The organism is Caulobacter sp. 05L422 (assembly GCF_056397765.1).
The window spans coordinates 1-16,962 of the sequence record NZ_JBFTOB010000030.1; the positions used below are offsets into that span (position 1 = coordinate 1).

17 protein-coding genes, 1 tRNA gene and 1 pseudogene are annotated in these 16,962 nt (G+C 69.1%); 5 read left to right on the forward strand and 14 right to left on the reverse strand.

The features are described 5' to 3' along the window. The 12 genes and pseudogenes from AC1DMQ_RS23340 to AC1DMQ_RS23395 all read right to left on the reverse strand — a co-directional run. Positions 1-1,332, reverse strand: a pseudogene (locus AC1DMQ_RS23340) (hypothetical protein); the annotation flags it as partial. Positions 1,333-1,513: 181 nt separating this feature from the next. Beyond that, positions 1,514-1,588 (reverse strand) — tRNA-Gly (locus tag AC1DMQ_RS23345). Between the two features lie 85 nt (positions 1,589-1,673). Further along, the gene (locus AC1DMQ_RS23350) at positions 1,674-2,501 is read right to left on the reverse strand and encodes a class I SAM-dependent methyltransferase (RefSeq protein ID WP_477035925.1); all 828 of its coding nucleotides are present in this window, start codon (positions 2,499-2,501) and stop codon (positions 1,674-1,676) included. Between the two features lie 121 nt (positions 2,502-2,622). After that, on the reverse strand, positions 2,623-3,507 hold the full coding sequence (locus AC1DMQ_RS23355) for a TraB/GumN family protein (protein WP_477035926.1): 885 nt from the start codon (positions 3,505-3,507) through the stop codon (positions 2,623-2,625). A gap of 42 nt (positions 3,508-3,549) precedes the next feature. After that, complete coding sequence (locus AC1DMQ_RS23360; protein WP_477035927.1) at positions 3,550-4,461, reverse strand: alpha/beta fold hydrolase; 912 nt, start codon at positions 4,459-4,461, stop codon at positions 3,550-3,552. 119 nt (positions 4,462-4,580) lie between these two features. Further along, positions 4,581-4,775, reverse strand: a complete 195-nt coding sequence (locus AC1DMQ_RS23365; RefSeq protein WP_477035928.1) for a helix-turn-helix transcriptional regulator — start codon at positions 4,773-4,775, stop codon at positions 4,581-4,583. Positions 4,776-4,788: 13 nt separating this feature from the next. Further along, positions 4,789-5,370 carry a hypothetical protein gene (locus AC1DMQ_RS23370; RefSeq protein WP_477035929.1) on the reverse strand — a complete coding sequence of 194 codons (582 nt, stop codon included), beginning with the start codon at positions 5,368-5,370 and terminating at the stop codon, positions 4,789-4,791. 100 nt (positions 5,371-5,470) lie between these two features. Further along, positions 5,471-5,752 carry a hypothetical protein gene (locus AC1DMQ_RS23375; RefSeq protein ID WP_477035930.1) on the reverse strand — a complete coding sequence of 94 codons (282 nt, stop codon included), beginning with the start codon at positions 5,750-5,752 and terminating at the stop codon, positions 5,471-5,473. Positions 5,753-5,884: 132 nt separating this feature from the next. Then, complete coding sequence (locus AC1DMQ_RS23380; RefSeq protein ID WP_477035931.1) at positions 5,885-6,763, reverse strand: kinase; 879 nt, start codon at positions 6,761-6,763, stop codon at positions 5,885-5,887. A gap of 169 nt (positions 6,764-6,932) precedes the next feature. After that, complete coding sequence (locus AC1DMQ_RS23385) at positions 6,933-7,817, reverse strand: TraB/GumN family protein (protein ID WP_477035932.1); 885 nt, start codon at positions 7,815-7,817, stop codon at positions 6,933-6,935. Positions 7,818-7,898: 81 nt separating this feature from the next. After that, on the reverse strand, positions 7,899-8,918 hold the full coding sequence (locus AC1DMQ_RS23390; RefSeq protein WP_477035933.1) for a 2'-deoxycytidine 5'-triphosphate deaminase: 1,020 nt from the start codon (positions 8,916-8,918) through the stop codon (positions 7,899-7,901). Between the two features lie 60 nt (positions 8,919-8,978). Then, the gene (locus tag AC1DMQ_RS23395; protein WP_477035934.1) at positions 8,979-9,197 is read right to left on the reverse strand and encodes a hypothetical protein; all 219 of its coding nucleotides are present in this window, start codon (positions 9,195-9,197) and stop codon (positions 8,979-8,981) included. A gap of 178 nt (positions 9,198-9,375) precedes the next feature. Between AC1DMQ_RS23395 and metZ the strand changes: the two genes are divergently transcribed. The 5 genes from metZ to AC1DMQ_RS23420 all read left to right on the forward strand — a co-directional run bounded on the left by metZ (position 9,376) and on the right by AC1DMQ_RS23420 (position 13,733). Further along, on the forward strand, positions 9,376-10,560 hold the full coding sequence (gene metZ, locus AC1DMQ_RS23400; protein ID WP_477035935.1) for an O-succinylhomoserine sulfhydrylase: 1,185 nt from the start codon (positions 9,376-9,378) through the stop codon (positions 10,558-10,560). Next, the gene (apaG, locus tag AC1DMQ_RS23405) at positions 10,541-11,005 is read left to right on the forward strand and encodes a Co2+/Mg2+ efflux protein ApaG (RefSeq protein ID WP_477035936.1); all 465 of its coding nucleotides are present in this window, start codon (positions 10,541-10,543) and stop codon (positions 11,003-11,005) included. Before metZ ends, apaG begins: the two co-directional genes overlap by 20 nt. A 112-nt stretch (positions 11,006-11,117) precedes the next feature. Then, complete coding sequence (locus AC1DMQ_RS23410) at positions 11,118-12,338, forward strand: hypothetical protein (RefSeq protein ID WP_477035937.1); 1,221 nt, start codon at positions 11,118-11,120, stop codon at positions 12,336-12,338. Between the two features lie 76 nt (positions 12,339-12,414). Further along, positions 12,415-12,777, forward strand: a complete 363-nt coding sequence (locus AC1DMQ_RS23415) for a hypothetical protein (RefSeq protein WP_477035938.1) — start codon at positions 12,415-12,417, stop codon at positions 12,775-12,777. A gap of 101 nt (positions 12,778-12,878) precedes the next feature. Next, positions 12,879-13,733 (forward strand): hypothetical protein, encoded by an 855-nt coding sequence (locus AC1DMQ_RS23420; protein ID WP_477035939.1) that lies wholly within the window; start codon positions 12,879-12,881, stop codon positions 13,731-13,733. A gap of 5 nt (positions 13,734-13,738) precedes the next feature. On the opposite strand, the gene AC1DMQ_RS23425 is transcribed toward AC1DMQ_RS23420, so the two are convergent. Beyond that, positions 13,739-14,659 (reverse strand): Hsp33 family molecular chaperone, encoded by a 921-nt coding sequence (locus AC1DMQ_RS23425; RefSeq protein ID WP_477035940.1) that lies wholly within the window; start codon positions 14,657-14,659, stop codon positions 13,739-13,741. Between the two features lie 50 nt (positions 14,660-14,709). Continuing rightward, positions 14,710-16,929 carry a formylglycine-generating enzyme family protein gene (locus AC1DMQ_RS23430; protein ID WP_477035941.1) on the reverse strand — a complete coding sequence of 740 codons (2,220 nt, stop codon included), beginning with the start codon at positions 16,927-16,929 and terminating at the stop codon, positions 14,710-14,712. Between the last annotated feature and the right edge of the window lie 33 nt (positions 16,930-16,962).

Below are 16,962 nucleotides of genomic sequence, written 5' to 3' on the forward strand. Positions count from 1 at the left end.
GCCCAAGGCCACGACGCCGCCGGCGCCGCCGGCCGCGCCGCCGCCGCCGYCCACGCTCTGGGCCAGGATGCCGTAGGCGACGGCGCCGTGGGTCAGGATTCCACCGTGGTTGGTGACGCCGACCGAACCGCCGCCGCCCGCCGCATTGGAGCCGCCCGCGAAGGCGCCGATGCCGCCGGCCGAGCCGCCCGAGCCGGACAGACCGCCGACGCTCTGGGCCAGGATGCCGTTCGACCCCGTGCCGTAGGTCTCCAACAGGTCGTTGTTGGTCACGTTCACCGAACCGCCGGGGCCGCTGCCGCTGCCGGTCCCGCCCGCGCCGACCAGGCCGTCGCCGTCGCCGCCGTCACCGCCCGCGCCGCCCGAACTCTGCACGAACAGGGCGGAGGACTGGGCGCCATAGGTGAGGACCGAGGCGTTGTTGATCAGGTTGGCCGAGCCGCCGGCGCCCCCGTGATCGCCCGAACCGCCCTCGCCGACGGCGCCGAGGCCCCAGCCGCCGTCGCCGCCCGCGCCGGCGTTGGTCTGCACACGGATCCCGACCGCGTTGTCGCCGGTGGTCGAGACATTGCCGCCGACCGTCAGGTTGACCGTGCCGCCGTTGCCGCCCTCCTGGCCGTCTCCGCCGTAGCCCACGAAGATCAGCGCGATCGGAAGCAGAAAGCCGACGCCGCCATCGCCGCCGTTGCTGCCGTTGGCGCTGACGTTCACGGCCGGCGCGTTGACGTTGCTGTAGCTGCCGTTGATCGAACCGTTGATCGTGCCGCCGGGATTTCCGGAATCGCCGTCCTCGCCCACCGCGGGCTGGTCGTTGCCGCTGTCGGCGTGGGCGCCGTCGACGTGCTGGACGTATTGCTGGGCGGCCGCCGGCATGGCGGCCAGCACGCTGGCGCCGACCGCGCCGGCCGCCAGGACCCGACCCAGGCCCTTGAGCAACTTGCGCGCGGCGGTCTCGAGCCGCACGGCCTGGGCCCGGCTCTTCACGTCGACAATCGGGATGATGTTCAGTTCGGCCGGCGGCGGCGCATAGGCCGCCAGCAGGGCCAGGGCCGCCAGGGCGTCGTGCAGGCGCAGCAGCAGCTTGGGCGGCAGCGCGCCCGGCGTTCCGAAGGAAGAGGCCAGCAGATGGCCGACGGCGTCCTGGGTGGCCAGCAGTTCCGGGGCCGAGGCGCCGAAGCGCTCGCTCAGGGCGGCGGCGACCCGCGGATCGCGGGCTTCGCGCTCCCAGCGTCCGGCCAGTTGCTCCAGACCGTCGGCGAAGCGCGCCAGGCGATCCACGCGCGTGGGGTCCACAACGGCGGCCTTCGCCGCGCCAGTCGACTGCTTACCCATGACTTCCCCCGATACCGGCGCGGTCACATCCGACTGCGATCCGCGCGCGCGTAGCTTAACCGTTCTTAACGGATATCGGAGCGCTTTCCCGCAGTGGACGAACATTGTTCGCGCCAAAACGGGACAGACCCCGACCGTCACGGCCAGCTTTGCAATTTCCGGGTGAGAGGGGCTGGGAGGCTGGAGCGGGCGATGGGAATCGAACCCACGACATTCTGCTTGGGAAGCAGACGCTCTACCTCTGAGCTACGCCCGCGCTGTTCAGCGCCGCTCCGTGTAGCGAGTTCGCGCAGCGGCCTCAAGGCCCCCGACGAAATCCATCCGGAGCGACGGCCGAACGGTCAGGCCGGCTCGAGCGCGGCCGCCGCGGCGACGGTCGTTTGCTCCACCCCGCCGTGGCGCTGCCTGTTGAAGACGACGATCTCGGCAGGACCGCATTTTCTCAGGACGAACAGGTTGTAGGTGGCGAAGTCGCGCGCCCCGAAGGCCATGCGCAGAAGGCCGCTGAACAGCGACAGCAGATAGAGCGGCGTGAAGAACCCGAAGTAGAAGTGGAAGTATCCTGGATGCCAGTGCTCCACCACGAACCCGGCCTCCTCCGCCATCTTGCGGAACTCGGAATATTGGGTGCGATCGTAGTGGGCCTTGAAGCCGATGTGGTCCACGGCGTCGGGCCGAAGCGCCTTCAGAAGGCGTTGCTTGAGGTCTTCCGGGATCAGTCGATTGAGGATGGCGAAGGAGGCATAGCGGCTGGGAAACTGGCCGATCCAGCGGCCGCCGGGACGCAGGGCCTTGTGGCAGTTGCGCAGGAAGGCGGCGTTGTCGGGAAAATGCTCGACGCCGGAATACGAGGTTATCAGGTCCACCGTGCCGTTATCGACGTTCAGCGACTTGCAGACGTCGCCGACGACCCTCTCGTCCAGCGCGGGGTTCAGGGCCATCTCGTCGGCGTCGATGTCGTTCCCGATCAGGGTCAGGCCGAAATACGACTTGTACTCGATCGGAAAGCACCAGGCCGCGCCGGCGCCGGCGTCGAGGACCCGCCGGGTCGACGGCAAGGCGAAGAGCATGGTGGCGAGCTTGGGAAACATGTCGAAGACGCTTGTCGCGCCGATCGCCCTGGCCGTGACCGCGCGCGACAGCTTCTGGTTCGCTCTTACGAACGACATCGGTTTACTCCCCCCCGGGTAAACGTCTTTTCGTTACAACCTCATGGGGCGAGCTGGCAGTCAAGCTGTTAAGTCATTGTTTTACCGATATTCGTCCTTTCGGGAATTCTCCGCGATCGGTCTATTTGACCTGTTTCGCCTCGATCCCCAGCGCTTTCAACTGCGCCTGCAGACTGTCCGGTCCCGCCAGGTGCCCCGCCCCGACCGCGACGAAACTGACGCCCGAGCCGGCCAGCTTGGTCTTCAGCTGATTGGCCCAATCCCGGTTCCGATCGACCAGCAGCAGCTTGTAGATGTCCGGGTATTCGCTCTGCATCTCGTCGACCATCTGACGCTTCAGCTCGGCCTGGTCGCCCGCCGCCCAGGCGGTGACCAGGGCGTCGATCTTGGCCGGGCCGTCGTCGATCTCGTCCAGGGTGGATTCCAGCAGCTGGGTCTCCTGGGCCGGCGTCATGTCGGCGAAGAAGCGCACCTGTTGCTCCATGGTCTCGAAGGCCGAGATCGGCTTGCCCGCCGCCTTGGCCTGGGTGCTCAGCAGCTTCTCGACGCCGCTTTCGGGATCGTAGCCGGCCCGCAGCAGCGGGGTCAGCGACACCGTCAGCGCCGCCAGCCAGGGCCGCATGGGCTCAAGGGCCTGGGGCGGAAAGCCCATGCCCTGGGCGGCGGACTGCAGCTTGGCGTAGGACTCCGGCTTCAGCTTGCTCGACAGCGGCGCGGCCTGGTCGACGCCGTATTTCAGCATCAGGGCCCGGGTCGTCGCCGGGTCCTCGGGCTGCTCGATCTCCATGACCACCTCGTCGGCGTCCCGGAACGCCTTGTCGATCCTGGGCGAGCGCCACTGGGTGGAGGGCTTGAGCACGTGGACCGTGCCGAACAGGTAGATCGTGGAGTCCTTGTCCTTGATCGCCCACAGGGCGGGCTCGGCGAGAACGGGGCTCGCCCCCATCGCTGCGAAAGCGACCAGGGCGAGGGCGAAGCGGCGGACGGACCCGAGCAGAATCATCATGCCGCCACTGTTCCGGCCCGAAGCGCGACCGGCAAGCCGCCTCTACTTCAGGAAGCTCTCCACCTCGAAGGCGAAGGCGGCCGGCTGGTCCAGCATGATGAAGTGCAGCGAGCCGTCGATCCGCTTGACCCTGGCCGAGGTCATCGGGGCGTAGGCGCCGGTGTAGAGCGCGTCATAGGCCGACTGGGGCGCGCCGGTCGCCTCGTCCCACGGATACAGCATCACGGTCGGGGTCTTGATCGAGGCGATCTCGCCGCGCAGGTCGGTGGTCAGGTCGTCATAGAGGGCGTGGCCGGTCACCGAGGGGTTGGAAGCGACCGAGGCCTCGGTGGCCGACTTCAGGCCGGACGGCGACTTAACCAGGCGGGTCATGGTCCGGGCCTGGCCGGCGGCCCATTGCTCGGGCGTCGACTTCATCGCCATATCGCGCAGGGCGGCGGCCTGGGGCTTGACGCCCTCGACCGTGGCCTGGGGCGAGAACAGCACGGCGTAGAACGGCAGGCTGTCGACCACCATCAGGCGGCCGACGTCCTCGGGGTGCTGGCGGGCCAGCATCAGGCCCATCAGCCCGCCCATCGAATGGCCGATCACGGCGGGCGACTTCAGCCCGGCGGACTTGACGTAGCCGTCCAGGGCGTCGACCGCCGGCTGCAGCACCGGCCCCTCGGCGTTGGCCCCGACCGGGGCGCCGGCGAAACCGGCGATCTGGATCACGTGCAGCCGATAGCGGCCTTGCAACTGCTTGACGGTGTCGTCCCAGACGGCGGCGGACGAGGCCAGGCCGGGGATCAGGATCACGTCGGGCCCCTGCCCCGTCACCGCGACGGTGAACCGGGGCGCGGCGGCCGAAGGAACCGCGACAGGCGCGGCGTGGACCGGGCCGAACACGCCGATGGCGGCCAGGATCGCCAGCAGGACGACGAACAGGTGGATGGGCGGACGACGGAAGGTCATGGTCGGAACTCCTGAGTGAAGGCGCGCGCGAGGGTTCGGCGTCGCGCCGATTGACGGAGGGACTGGTGAGAAAGGGACTTGGTTTGGCCGGGCGGCCGCCAGCACTTGGCGGCGTCAGGTCAGGCTTCGTCCTGGAAGATGGTCTCGATCGGCAGGCCGAACAGGCGGGCCAGCTTGAAGGCCAGCGGCAGGCTGGGGTCGTACTTGCCGGTCTCCAGGGCGTTGATGGTCTGGCGCGAGACCTCCAGGCGCTCGGCCAGATCGGCCTGGCTCCAGTCGCGTTCGGCCCGCAGGACCTTGAGGCGGTTCTTCATCGTCCCGCGTCCGTCAGCGATAGCGGCGGGCGATCAGGGCCTGGGCCAGGCCCATGACCACCGCGAACACCGGCACGGTCGCCCAGGTGGCCACGTGCGGCGCCTTGTCGAAGGTTTCAAGAAAACCCCAGATCGTGGCGATGCTCAGCGTGCCGGCCGTGGCCCACAACAGGCTGTGCATCACGGTGGTGCGGGCGAACTCGTCGGTCTCCTCGACCAGATAGAAGCCGACGGTGGCGATGGCGCCCAGGACGCCGATCGTCGGGGCCAGGGCGATCGCATAACCCCAGACGCCCTCGGCCAGTCCCTGGCGCGCCAGCGAGACCGCCGCCACAAGCAGGACGGCGTAAAGGCTCATCGAGACACCGAGCCGCAGCAGGTAGCGGCGCATCGGCGGGCGGATCTTCTCGCGGCGGAACAGCCGGTTGGACAGCAGGGCGAAGGCCAGCGACGCGGCCACGGTGCCCAGCCCGCCGACATAGGCCCAGACCCCGCCCTGCTTGCCGATCAAGATCGACAGCGCCACGGCCAGGAGGAAGGCGGCGAACAAGCCCAGCTTCTTCAGCGCGCTGCTGGGTGCGACATCGTCCGACATGACAAGCCTCCTCGTCGTTATGACAAGGACACTTGTCCTATTTCGTAGCGATCGTGTCAAGTAAGCTTGTCAAAATATCAAGGAATGGCGACAGGTGGGACTAGGCGGCCTTGCTCATGAGCGCGGCGGCGTCGGCCTGGCTCACATGGACGGGCTTGGCGGCGGGGCCAAGCAGGGTCTGGGCCAGACCTTCACGGCGCTCGCGCAGGATCGTCCAGCCATAGCGCGAGAAACGGTCCTCGTAGTCGGACCAGCGGATGATCCGGCCCTGGTCGTCGCAGCGCCAGATGGCCTTGTCGCAGCCGGGGATCGGGGCGGCCCGATTCCAGATCGTGACGCGCTTGGCGTGGGTCGAATAGGGCCCGCCGAAGAGTGCGTTCATGATCCAAAAGCTCCACTGGGCCAGCGACTCGGTGAGTCGTTTCGCCGACAAAGCGAAACTAGCATTGGTGGAGGCCGAAATGCGGCCACACCACATCTAGTGCGACGCCGTGCCGCGCGACCGAATGGCAGGTCAGATGATCGACGAACGGCGGTCCGCGTCCAGCGCCACGACGAGGTCGGCCCGGGCGGGCATCTCGCGGGCGATATGACGGCTCAGGCGCTCGTAGTGCTGGACGAAGACGGCGACCTCGTCGTCGCTCATGGCGCGATCCGCCGCTTGCCCGGCTTCGGCCAGGCGGCCCCGCAGCTTGGCCTCCTGCTCCCGGCGCCAAGCCAGCACCGTCTCGAAATCGGGCGCCGAGAGCAGCACCAGCAGGTCGAGGCGGGCGAACAGGGCACGGTAGGGTCCGGCCAGGGCGGCGTTGACATAGGACCGCCAGGCGCCGTCCGGATCGCGCTCGCGCTCCAGGGCGTTGATCGGCGCGGCCAGCGCCTGGGGCGGCTCGGGACGGGCCCCGACGCACCAGCCTTCGAACAGCACGACATCGACCGGGCCGGCGAGCACGGGCCAGGCGTCGACGGGCGCGCGGTCGTCGCTGGCCTTGTCGAAGCGCGGCAGGGCCGTCTCGCCCTGCCCGGCCAGGCCGTCCAGCACGGCCAGGCCCAGGGCGACGTCGTGCGTGCCCGGAACGCCGCGCGTGCGCAGAAGCGGATGGACGTCTCGGGCCAGGGCCTCGCGGTCGGCGCGCGGCAGGTAGAGGTCGTCCAGCGACAGGGTCGCCACCTTCAGCCCCCGCGCCTCCAGCAACGCGGCCACGACGGCGACGGTGGTCGACTTGCCCGAACCCTGCGGTCCGCAGATCCCAACCACGAAGGCCGGCCCCATGGCCACGGCCGCGATCCGGGCGGCCAGCGGCGCGTGCAGGGCCTCGACCTCGGCGGCGAACTCGGCGGGGAGGTTCTCCTCGCGCAGGAAGGCTGAGAGCCAAGTCGGATCGATCATCGTCATTCCCCCTCCTTCTCCCCTTGTGGGAGAAGGTGTCGGCGCAGCCGACGGATGAGGGGTCGCACGGCGTCGGATGGCGCGGCAAGTGCATGAACGGAAAGGTTTGATAGACCCCTCATCCGACCGCCTTTGGCGGCCACCTTCTCCCGCAAGGGGAGAAGGACAGATTACCCTACTGCACCCGCCGCACCTGGAACCCGCGCGCGGCCATCAGGGCCGGCAGGCCGTCGTCGCCCGCCATGTGCAGGGCCCCGACCGCCACCAGTTCGACGCCGGGCTTGGCCATCTCGGCGACCAGGGCCTCCGCCCAGGCTTCGTTGCGGCGTTTCAGCAGAGCCTCGTACAGCGCCGGGCGGTCGCGCTTCATCACGTCGACCACCAGCGGGCCCAGCTTGTTCATGTCGCCGCGCAGCCAGGCCGACTGCAGGGCCACGCCGTTGCGGGGCGGGGTCAGGGTCTCGGACGCCACATCGTCCAGGTACTGCACCTCGACCGCCTCGGGCAGGGCGGCGAACAGCCGGATCTGCTGCTCCAGGGTCTCGAAGGTGGCGATCGGCTTCTCGGCGGCGCGGGCCTGCCGGGTGACCGTGGCGTCGGCTCCGGCCTGCACCGAAGCGCCCTTTTGGGTCATGGGCAGGACCGACAGCATCATCGCCGCCGCCCAGGGCCGCAGGCGGTCCACGCGGTCCAGCGAGCCGCCGTCCCGCTCCAAGGCCGCCTTCAGGGTGGCGACCGTACGCGGCGGCAGCTTTTCGGTCAGGGGCCGCTCGGGATCGACGCCGTAGCGGTCGACCAGGGCCTGGACCTCGGCCGGATCTGCGTCGGCCCGGGTCTCGAACCAGATCTTGTCGGCCTGGGCGTAGGCGCGGTCGAAGGCCCGGGTGCGCCACTTCACGTTCGGCGCCAGCACGTGCATGGCGCCGAACAGATAGATGCGGGTGTCGTGGTCGCGCACTTCCCACATGGCCGGGGCGGCGGAAGCGGCCGTGGCGCAGGCGAGCGCGCAGACCGCCAGGCCGGCGGCCAAAAGCCTGCGATACGCGCTCGAACTCGACACCACGTCCCCCGACGTCCGGACTCAACAAGCGTCCAGGCTACGAAGACAGCGGTTAATCAGGGAAGCGCGAAGCGTTGCGACCTAACGCCACGCCTTGAAGTGCTTGGACAATTTCAGGCCCTGGCGCTGGTAGTGCGACCCGCCCTCGCCATACAGTCGCTCGGGCCGCGCGGTCAGGGGCTCGTAGACCAGGCGGGCGACGATCTGGCCGTCCTCCAGCAGGAACGGGGTCTCGTGGCTGCGCACCTCGAGCACGCCCTTGGAGCCGACCGCACCGGCCTCCTCGGTGCCGAAGCCCGGGTCGAAGAAGCCGGCATAGTGCACCCGGAACTCGCCGACCGACGGATCGATCGGCGTCATCTCGGCCGCTTCCAGCACCGGGATCTCGATATTGTCCTTCGAGGCCAGGATGTAGAACTCGCCCGGATCCAGCAGCAGCTCGCCGCGGCGGGTCTCCAGCGGCTCCCAGAAGTCGCGCGGGTCGTGGCCGTCCTCGTGGTCCAGGTCGACGACCCCGGCGTGGCGGCGGCCGCGGAAGCCGACGATGCCCGTGGTCAGGTCGACGCCGACGCTCTTGATCGCCAGCTTGGCCGGCTCGCCGCGCTTGAGGCGCAGCTGGTTCAGCCGGGTGCCGGCCCGCACCAGCACCGAGAAGGTCTGTGGCGCGATCTCGATATAGAGCGGCCCCTCGTAACCGGCTTCGACGTCGTCGAAGGCCTTGGAGTGGTCGGTCAGCAGGCGGACGAACACGTCCACCCGGCCCGTCGAGCTCTTGGGATTGCCGCGCGCCGCGATGTTGCCCGGCAGGCTGAGGCGTTCCTGGATCTCGGCGATGTAGACGCAGCCCTTCTCCAGAACCGCGCCCTTGGTCAGGTCCAGCTCGTGCATCGCCACGTCCTTCAGACGGTCGGGCACACGGCGGGCCACGCCGGGCAGGAACGAGGCGCGCACCCGCCAGCACCGCGCGCCCAGGCGCAGGTCGAGGCTGGCCGGCTGCACCTGGTCGGTGTCGAACGGGGTCTGCGAGGTGATCGCCTCTTGCGCGATCAGGTCCTCGATGGATTGGCAGGGCAGAATCCCTGCGGCGTGGGCGTCGGTCATCGGGGCGACACTCGCTAAAGCGTCGCCCCGAAGCAAGCGGGGACCGCGCCTCTCCTAAATCTAGTGGTGGGCTTTCTTGGCGCCCTGCGCGCTGGCCAGCAGGTAGATGCCGGCCCCCACGCCGAACAGAGCCGTGGCTTCGGTCAGGGTGTTCACCGCGTGGAACTGCACCGGAAAGAACGCGACCATGCGGTCCGACAGGATCAACAGCAGGATGTTCAAGGCGCCGAAGATCGCGAGCAGCGCGGCGAAGACACGGAAAACGAGCGTCAGCGTCATGGAAATCTCCAAACGGGGTCCCGACCTTGAGTTCTGGCGCGGGAGGTTAACCACGTCCGCGCGGTTCCACCAGAGCGTGACCAGGCGAAACCTTTGTCACGCAGGACAATTGTTGGCTTGACCCACCCCCGCCCTGTACCTTTCATGCGCGCCCTTTTCGTGTGTCAGTGAGGTGACCGTGGCCGAGAATCCAAAAGACTGGGACGTCGCGACCAAGCTGATCCGCGGCGGTCTGGCGCGCTCGCAGTATATGGAGACGGCCGAGGCCCTCTACCTGACGCAAGGCTTCACCTACGACACCGCCGAGGGGGCAGACCGCCGGTTCTCGGGCGAGGACCCGGGCTTCGTCTATTCGCGGTTCAACAACCCGACCGTGAAGATGTTCGAGGACCGCCTGGCGCTGCTCGAAGGCGCCGAAGTGTGCCGCGCCCAGGCGACCGGCATGGCCTCGATCCACATGGCGCTGATGGGCCTGGTCCGGGCGGGCGACCACGTGGTGGCCGGCCGCGCCCTGTTCGGTTCGTGCCGCTGGCTGATCGCCGAATGGCTGCCGCGCTTCGGGGTCGAGACGACCTTCGTCGACGCCACCGATCCCAAGGCCTGGGAAGCGGCGATCCGCCCCAACACCAAGGCGGTGCTGATCGAGACCCCGTCGAACCCGGTGCTGGAGATCACCGACATCCGCGCGGTGTCGGAGATGGCCCACGCGGTCGGGGCCAAGGTCATTGTCGACAACGTCTTCGCCACCCCGATCTTCCAGCAGCCGCTGAAGCTGGGCGCCGACATCGTGGTCTATTCGGCCACCAAGCACATCGACGGCCAGGGCCGGGTGCTGGGCGGAGCCATCCTGACCAGCGAGGCGATCAACGAGGAATGCTACCGCGACGCCCTGCGCCACACCGGCCCGTCGCTGTCGCCGTTCAACGCCTGGGTCCTGGTCAAGGGCCTGGAGACCCTGGACCTGCGCGTGCGCCGCCAGAACGACAGCGCCGCGGCCCTGGCCGACGTCGTCGCCGAGCACAAGGCGGTCAAGCAGGTGCTGTATCCCTTCCGCGCCGACCACCCGGGCCACAACATCGCCAAGTCGCAGATGAGCGGCGGCGGCACGGTGCTGGCGCTCGACCTCGGCTCGCGCGAGGCGGCGTTCAAGTTCCTCAACGCGCTGGAGATCGTCGACATCTCCAACAATCTGGGCGACGCCAAGTCGATGGCCACCCACCCGCCGACCACCACCCACCGCTCGGTGCCCGAGGAGATGCGTCCGTCGCTGGGCGTGGTCGAAGGCGGCGTGCGCCTGTCGGTCGGCCTGGAAAGCCTGTCGGACCTGACCCGAGACGTGACCCGTGCGCTCGATCAGGCGTGAGTCCTCTCCCCCGCTGAAGCGCATCCGTCGCCGTCGCGGCGCGGACGCCGGCATCTATGAAGCGCGCACGCGCGACATCGTCGTGCGCGTTTCGCCCGTCTACCAGCCCGAGGACTCCGCGCCTGAGGAAGGGCTGTGGATGTGGGGCTATACGGTCGAGATCGAGAACCACGGCGCCGAAACGGTGCAGCTGATCTCCCGCTACTGGACGATCACCGACGGCCTGAACCGCGCCACCGAGGTCGAGGGCTCGGGCGTGGTCGGCGAGCAGCCGGAACTGCGGCCCCGCGAGGCGTTCCGCTACGTCTCCAACTGCCCGCTGCCGACCGCGTCGGGGACCATGACCGGCCACTTCCAGATGATGACCGAGGCCGGCGAGGTGTTCGAGGCGCAGATCCCGGAGTTCTCGCTGCATCTGCCGGGCGCGGCGCGGCGCTACAACTAGCGCCGCCGCCCCGGCGGGTTGTCACTAAAGTTGATGACAAGCCCGACCGCGCGTTTTGATTGCGAAGCTGCGCTGATTGCGAGACCCTCCCGCCAGGCGGGGGAAACGAGCCGTGAGCCAGTATCAAGTCATCGTCGTCAACAACAGCAGCAAGGCTGCAACCTACACCGTGTTCCAGGCGCCGCCGCCCGGCTTCCGAGGCTCGACGCCCGCCACCGCCCCCGCAGGCTGGTCCGTGCGCGAGAAGATCGAGGCGGGAGGTTCGGCGGAGGTCAGCTTCACGCCGCCGCCGCCCGAGCCCGACGGCCTGTTCGCGAAGTTGTGCGCCGTGCTGCTCGGCGCCCCGCCCAGCCCCGCGCCCGACCGCTTCCATCTGACGGTGGAAACCGACGACCCCACGGCAGCGTCTCACCTCGACTTCTCGGCCAGTCCCACCGCCTCGACCAAGATCCTCCATGGCCTCGACGGCGGTCTGTCGGTCGCCGCTGCCTCGACGCTCGGCTATTCGACGTTCGACACGCCCGTGGGCAATCTGCAGCCAACCCTCCAGGGCGACGATTTCGTCGCGCCCTTCAACATCGCGGCGGCCTTCACCAACAGCGCCGGAGGCAGCTGCGCGGCCGGCGAATACCGCCAGATGGTCATGGGCCAGTTCTCCGCCGACGGCTCGGTCATAGCCCACATCCTGTGCGGATCGACGGTCATGTCGCCCGCCGTCTTTCAGGAGGACGGATGCCCGCCCGGAGCGTGCACGGCCTTCGGCTATCGGGCTTGTCCACCCTCGCCCTGGAGCCGGTACGCTCCGGACCAGGCGACCGGGGCACAGTACGCGATGTATGACCAACCCGGGTTCACGAACCTCTTCCATGGCGCCACCTACGTCGTCGACCTGCAGTTCCGGGGCGAGCTCGTCGACACGGCCACCGGCGTGACGCTGGCCGTCCGGAGCTGGAGTGTGGAAGGCGCGATCGCGGCGCCGGCGCCCTCGGCGTCGGTGCACAGGGTCGAGGTGGCCAAGGGCTTCCAGGCCAGCGATCGGCTGGTCGGCGTGCATCTGAGCCACAATCTCGCCGACGGCGGCCCGGAGGTTCACGTGGTGATCGCCCGCGCATGGGGCTCGCCGCGGCTGGACCCGAACGCGGTGAAGCTCACCCTGGTCGACGCCGAGGGCCAGCCCGTCACCGCCGCGGAGCCGGCGGCCCACGAGGTGGGCGGCAAGCGGGGGACGACCGCCACCATCGTTCACCGCCTGCTTCCCAGCCAGGCGACGCCGGTCAAGGCGACGTTCGATATCGGCGGCCAGCTCAGCGAGATGGCGCTCGCCGCGGCCTAAGCCCGGCACGCGGCTTGGATGCATAGCCGACAACAAGTACGCGACGGTTTCCGTCGACAAACAGGGGGAAACGGCGATGACGACCTACACGATCAACGTGTTCAATCAGAGCGGCGCGAACAAGAGCTACGTCCTCTTCACGCAGCCGCCGGGCGTCACGACGCCGGTCTACACCAACGCCTGGGCCACGTTCGACAACATCCACAACGATGGCTGGGACAGCTTCGTCTTCACCCCCGAACCCGTCGTCCAGGGCAAGACCGTCAAGGTTGCGCCGGCGCCCCGCATCCTGGTCGCGGAGGGCGCCTATACGCCAGGGCAGGTGTTCACGCCGGCCAAGAGCTTGAAGATCGCCGTGGTCGATTTCACGGGACTGCCGAACACCGCCGCCACCGTCACCGAGCATCCCGACGGCGGCTTCTCGGTCGTCTACGACTGACCGACGGCCCGCGAGGCGTCGTCTCGCGCGAACCCTTTTCCATCGCGAAACCCTCGGGCGGGAGCTCCGCGCCGCCGCCCAAACGCCGTCTGGAGATCGCCTTGCCCACTCCCCCTCCCCTGAACGCGCCCCTGCCCGGATGCGTGTCGATCGACGCCACCGTGCCCGACGGCTATCTGGACAACGCCCGCGCCGGCACGCCGGACGCCCGCGCCCACAGCGACGTTCAAACCGCCGCCGGCAATCTGCTGGCCTGCGCGAACGGCGCCTCGCAACCCTCGACGGCCTCGCTGGTCGGGCACGGGATGATGGGGCTTATCGCCACCGGCGGCGGGCAGTCGGTCGGCACGTCCTCGCAGTATATCGCCCTCGACAATCAGAACGTCTGGGCCCCGCTCCTCCAACCTCTGAACGGGCGGATCAGCACGCTGTATCTCTACGGCTCCCACGTTGGAGCCGGGGATGATGGCGCCCAACTGCTCTATGCGCTGGCCAGGGTCGTGAACGCGCCTGTCTGGGGCCCGACCGGCCTGATCTATTGCGACGGCCAGGGAGACTTCCTTCTACAAACCGGTTCGCTCTGGCAGGTCGCGACGCCACAGGCGCCGCCCACGCCGCTCTCGCCGCCCACGGTCCAACCTTCTTCCCCGGCCGTCGGCACGCCCTCAAGCCGATCTGGCGCCAGGATCGGCGCCTGCGCCGCCTTCGGCTCGGGGGGCGTCCCCCTGCCGCGAAAATCAGCCTTGGCCCTGGCCAGCCAGGTGCGTTGGGATCAAACGTTCCAGGGGCCCGGCAAGCCCGCCGCCATGATCACGGGCCGTCTGCGCGCCAGCTTCGGCGGGACGGCGATGAGATCGTTCACGATCCTCAACAACGCCCTCGTGCGCGACGACGCCGATCCCACGCGCGTCTATCCGGTGGGACCGGCGTTCCGGGCCATCGCGCTCGGCCGGTAGCCGCCTCAGGCCGCCGTCGTCGGCTCCAGGGCGTAGACCCGCGAGCAGTACTCGCAGGTCACGTGGATCTTGCCGTCGGGCTCGATCATCTCGGCCACTTCCTCGGCCGTGAACGAGCCCAACACCGCGCCGATGCGGTCTTCCGAGCACCGGCAGAAGGCGCGGAGCGGCTTTTCCTCGAGCAGGCGCACGCCGTCCTCGTTGAACAGCCGCCACAGCAGCAGGGTCGTCGGCACGGTCGGGTCGATCAGCTCGTCCTCGCCGGTGGTCTCGAACAGGGCGCGGACGTGGTTCCAGGCCTCTTCGGTCTCGCCGCGCGTCTCGTCGCCGGCGATGGCCTGGATCAGGATCCCGCCGGCGCGCCAGGTCGGCCCCTGGCCCGTGTCGACCTGGCCGACGGCCAGGCGCACGCGGGTCGGGGTCTGTTCAGACTGGGCGAAGTACTGCTCGGCGCACAGCGCCAGGGTTTCGCCCTCGATCGGGGTGATGCCCTGGTAGCGATCCATGTCCGGACCCTGGTCGACGGTCATCATGAAGGTTCCGCCGCCCAGCAGCGTCCTGGCGCCCGGGCGCACGAAGCCTTGCGAGACCTTGGCCACTTCGTCGGCGTCGAACCGGCAATAGCCGCGCAGGGCGCCGCTGGTGTCGTAGTCGACCACGACATAGCGCACCGGGCCGTCGCCCTGGGCCTGGACGATCAGCCGGCCGTCGAACTTCAGGCTGGAGCCGACCAGGGCCGCCAGGGCGCAGGCCTCGCCCAGCAGGTTGGCGACGGGCTCGGGATAGTCGTGACGGGTCAGCACCTCATCGACCGCCGCGCCCAGGCGCACGGCCCGGCCGCGCACGGGCAGGCCCTCGATCTGGAAAGCGGAAACGAGGTCGTCGGGGGCGTCCCCGAGGGCGGTCTGGGCGGCGATGTCGGTCATGGGGAGGCTAGATAGTCGCTCAGGCGGAAAATGCGAGCCCCCTCGCCGCCTCAGCTAGCGTCGACGACGCATCGGAAGCCGATGGTCCCCGCCCGGTCCTTGCCCGGCGCCATCAGCAACAGCTTGCCGTGCTGGTCGTTGCGATAGGCCTGAGGGAAGTACCAGATCGAGCCCTGCGGCTGGTAGTCGCTGCCGCCGCGCAGGATCGCCGCCCGGGTATGGTCGTCCTGATGCTCGTCGGTCCACTGCCAGACATTGCCGACCATATCGAGCACGCCGAACGGACTGGCGCCGGCCGGATGGGCGTCGACGGCGGCCGGCGGGACCAAGGCCCGGCCCTTGTTGGGCGTGGGCACGGCGTCCGGTTTCCAGGCCTCGCCCCACGGATAGGCCCGGCCGTCGCCGCCCTGGGCCGCGTATTGCCATTCCCATTCGCGCGGCAGGCGCTTGCCGGCCCAGGCGGCGTAGGCCCGCGCGTCCTCCAGCGACACCCAGGTCACCGGCTTGTCGGCCCATCCTTCGGGATAGGTCCCGCCGGTCCAGTCCTTCAGGAAGTTGAAGTCGTCCTTGGGGCGATAGCGCGTGGCGTCGAGGAAGACCTTGAACTGGGCGTTGGTCACCGGCGTGCGGTCGATGAAGAACCGCTTCATCGCCATCTGGTGGTCGTGGAAACGACGCGGCGCCGTCTCCCAGGGATAGGCCACGTCGACGCCCGCCCCATTGCCGCCCTCCACCGCCAGACCCCGCACCTGGAAGCGGAATTCTCCGGCCGGGATCTCCACCATGCCGGCCGGAGCCCCAGAAGACTTGGGGGCGGCCGGACGGGTCGGGGCGACCTCGACCATCTTCTGCGGCAGCGGCTTCCACTCGGCCGAATAGCCGGCCAGCGGCTTGGCGGTCATGGCCTTCATCCGGACCATCAGGTCGCGCATGGCCGCGTCGGGCTCGCCGTCGACCGCCAGCACCGCGCCATAGGCCTTGGCCTCGATCGGGAACGACAGCCAGGTCTGGCCGCCCTCGCGCTCCGGCTTCAGCTCCACGCCGTGATAGAGATCGAACCAGCGCCGGCCCGGGGCGTCGGCCACCTTCATCTGCCGGCCGTCAACGTCGTATTCGTTGCGGTTGACGATGGTCCAGACCTCGGCCCCGTCCTTCGGCCAGCGGCTGGCGAACACGCCGAACCGGGTCATCGGATAGAACGGCTCCCAACCGGGGCTGGTCAGGAACGGCGCCACGCCGCGCTCGATCGTCGCCACCCGCCGCGTCGCCTCGCCGTCGCGCGGGGTGATCCCATTCCAGATGCCCCAGATGTTCTCCCAGCTCTCCCAGCCCTCGCCGTTGAAGAAGGCGTACTGCAGGTCGTCGGTCTTGGCGCGCGCCCAGCGGTCGGAGATGTTGACCATGTGGCGCGGCTCCAGCCAGCGATAGCGGTCGACCTTGGGGACGAAGCCGAAGTCGTACTGCCCCCACGACATCACGTTCCAAGCCAGTTGCTCGTCGTGGACCACGCCCTCGGGCTGGAAGGCCAGGACCTTGCCCTGGCGCTCGGCCGCCAGCGAGAAGGCCAGCGGCACGCCGTCCTGGGTGTCGCCGTTCATGCCGTCGGCGCCGATCTCGATCATCAGCCGGGTCAGGGCCTCGGGCCAGGGCGCCCCGGGATCGCGCGTGCCCTGGTCCCACATCATCATCGGGAACAGCACCTTGACGCCGCGGCGATGGAAGTCCGCGATCATCCCCTTCACGCCCGGGACCCCGCCGGGCAGGGCGTGGATCATGTCGATCTGATTGCGGGCGTCGACGCCCAGGTTGGGATAGTCCGGCCACAACAGGACCGCGTCGACGCCCCCGAACCGCGCGATCAGGTCGTCCAGATAGCGGTCCACCGTGTAGCGGCCGGCGACAGGGTCATAGAGGTAGCGGTCCTCCATCATCGCCTGGGCCTGCATGAAGGCCCGCTGGGTCCAGGCCAGTTCGGGCCTGTCGTAGCGGGTCGTGTCCAGTCCCACCCGCATCCGGCGCTCGGCGCGCCAGCGCGTGACGTCGGCCAGCCAAGCCTGGTGGTCGGCTTCCGTGCAGGGATTGAACGGGCCCTCCCAGGGCTCGGGATAGGTGAAGCAACGCGGTCCCACGACCATGTTCTGCTTGAACCATGGGAAGGTGGAATACTGGGTGTCCTGGGCTCGGGCCTGGCCGGCCAGCGTCAGGGCGGCCAGGGCGGACGCCAGGATCGCGGCGCGACGGCCCTTCGACGCACGATGGTTCTCGACCACGGCCCTCTCCCCCTTTGAGTTCAAGGAACAGGG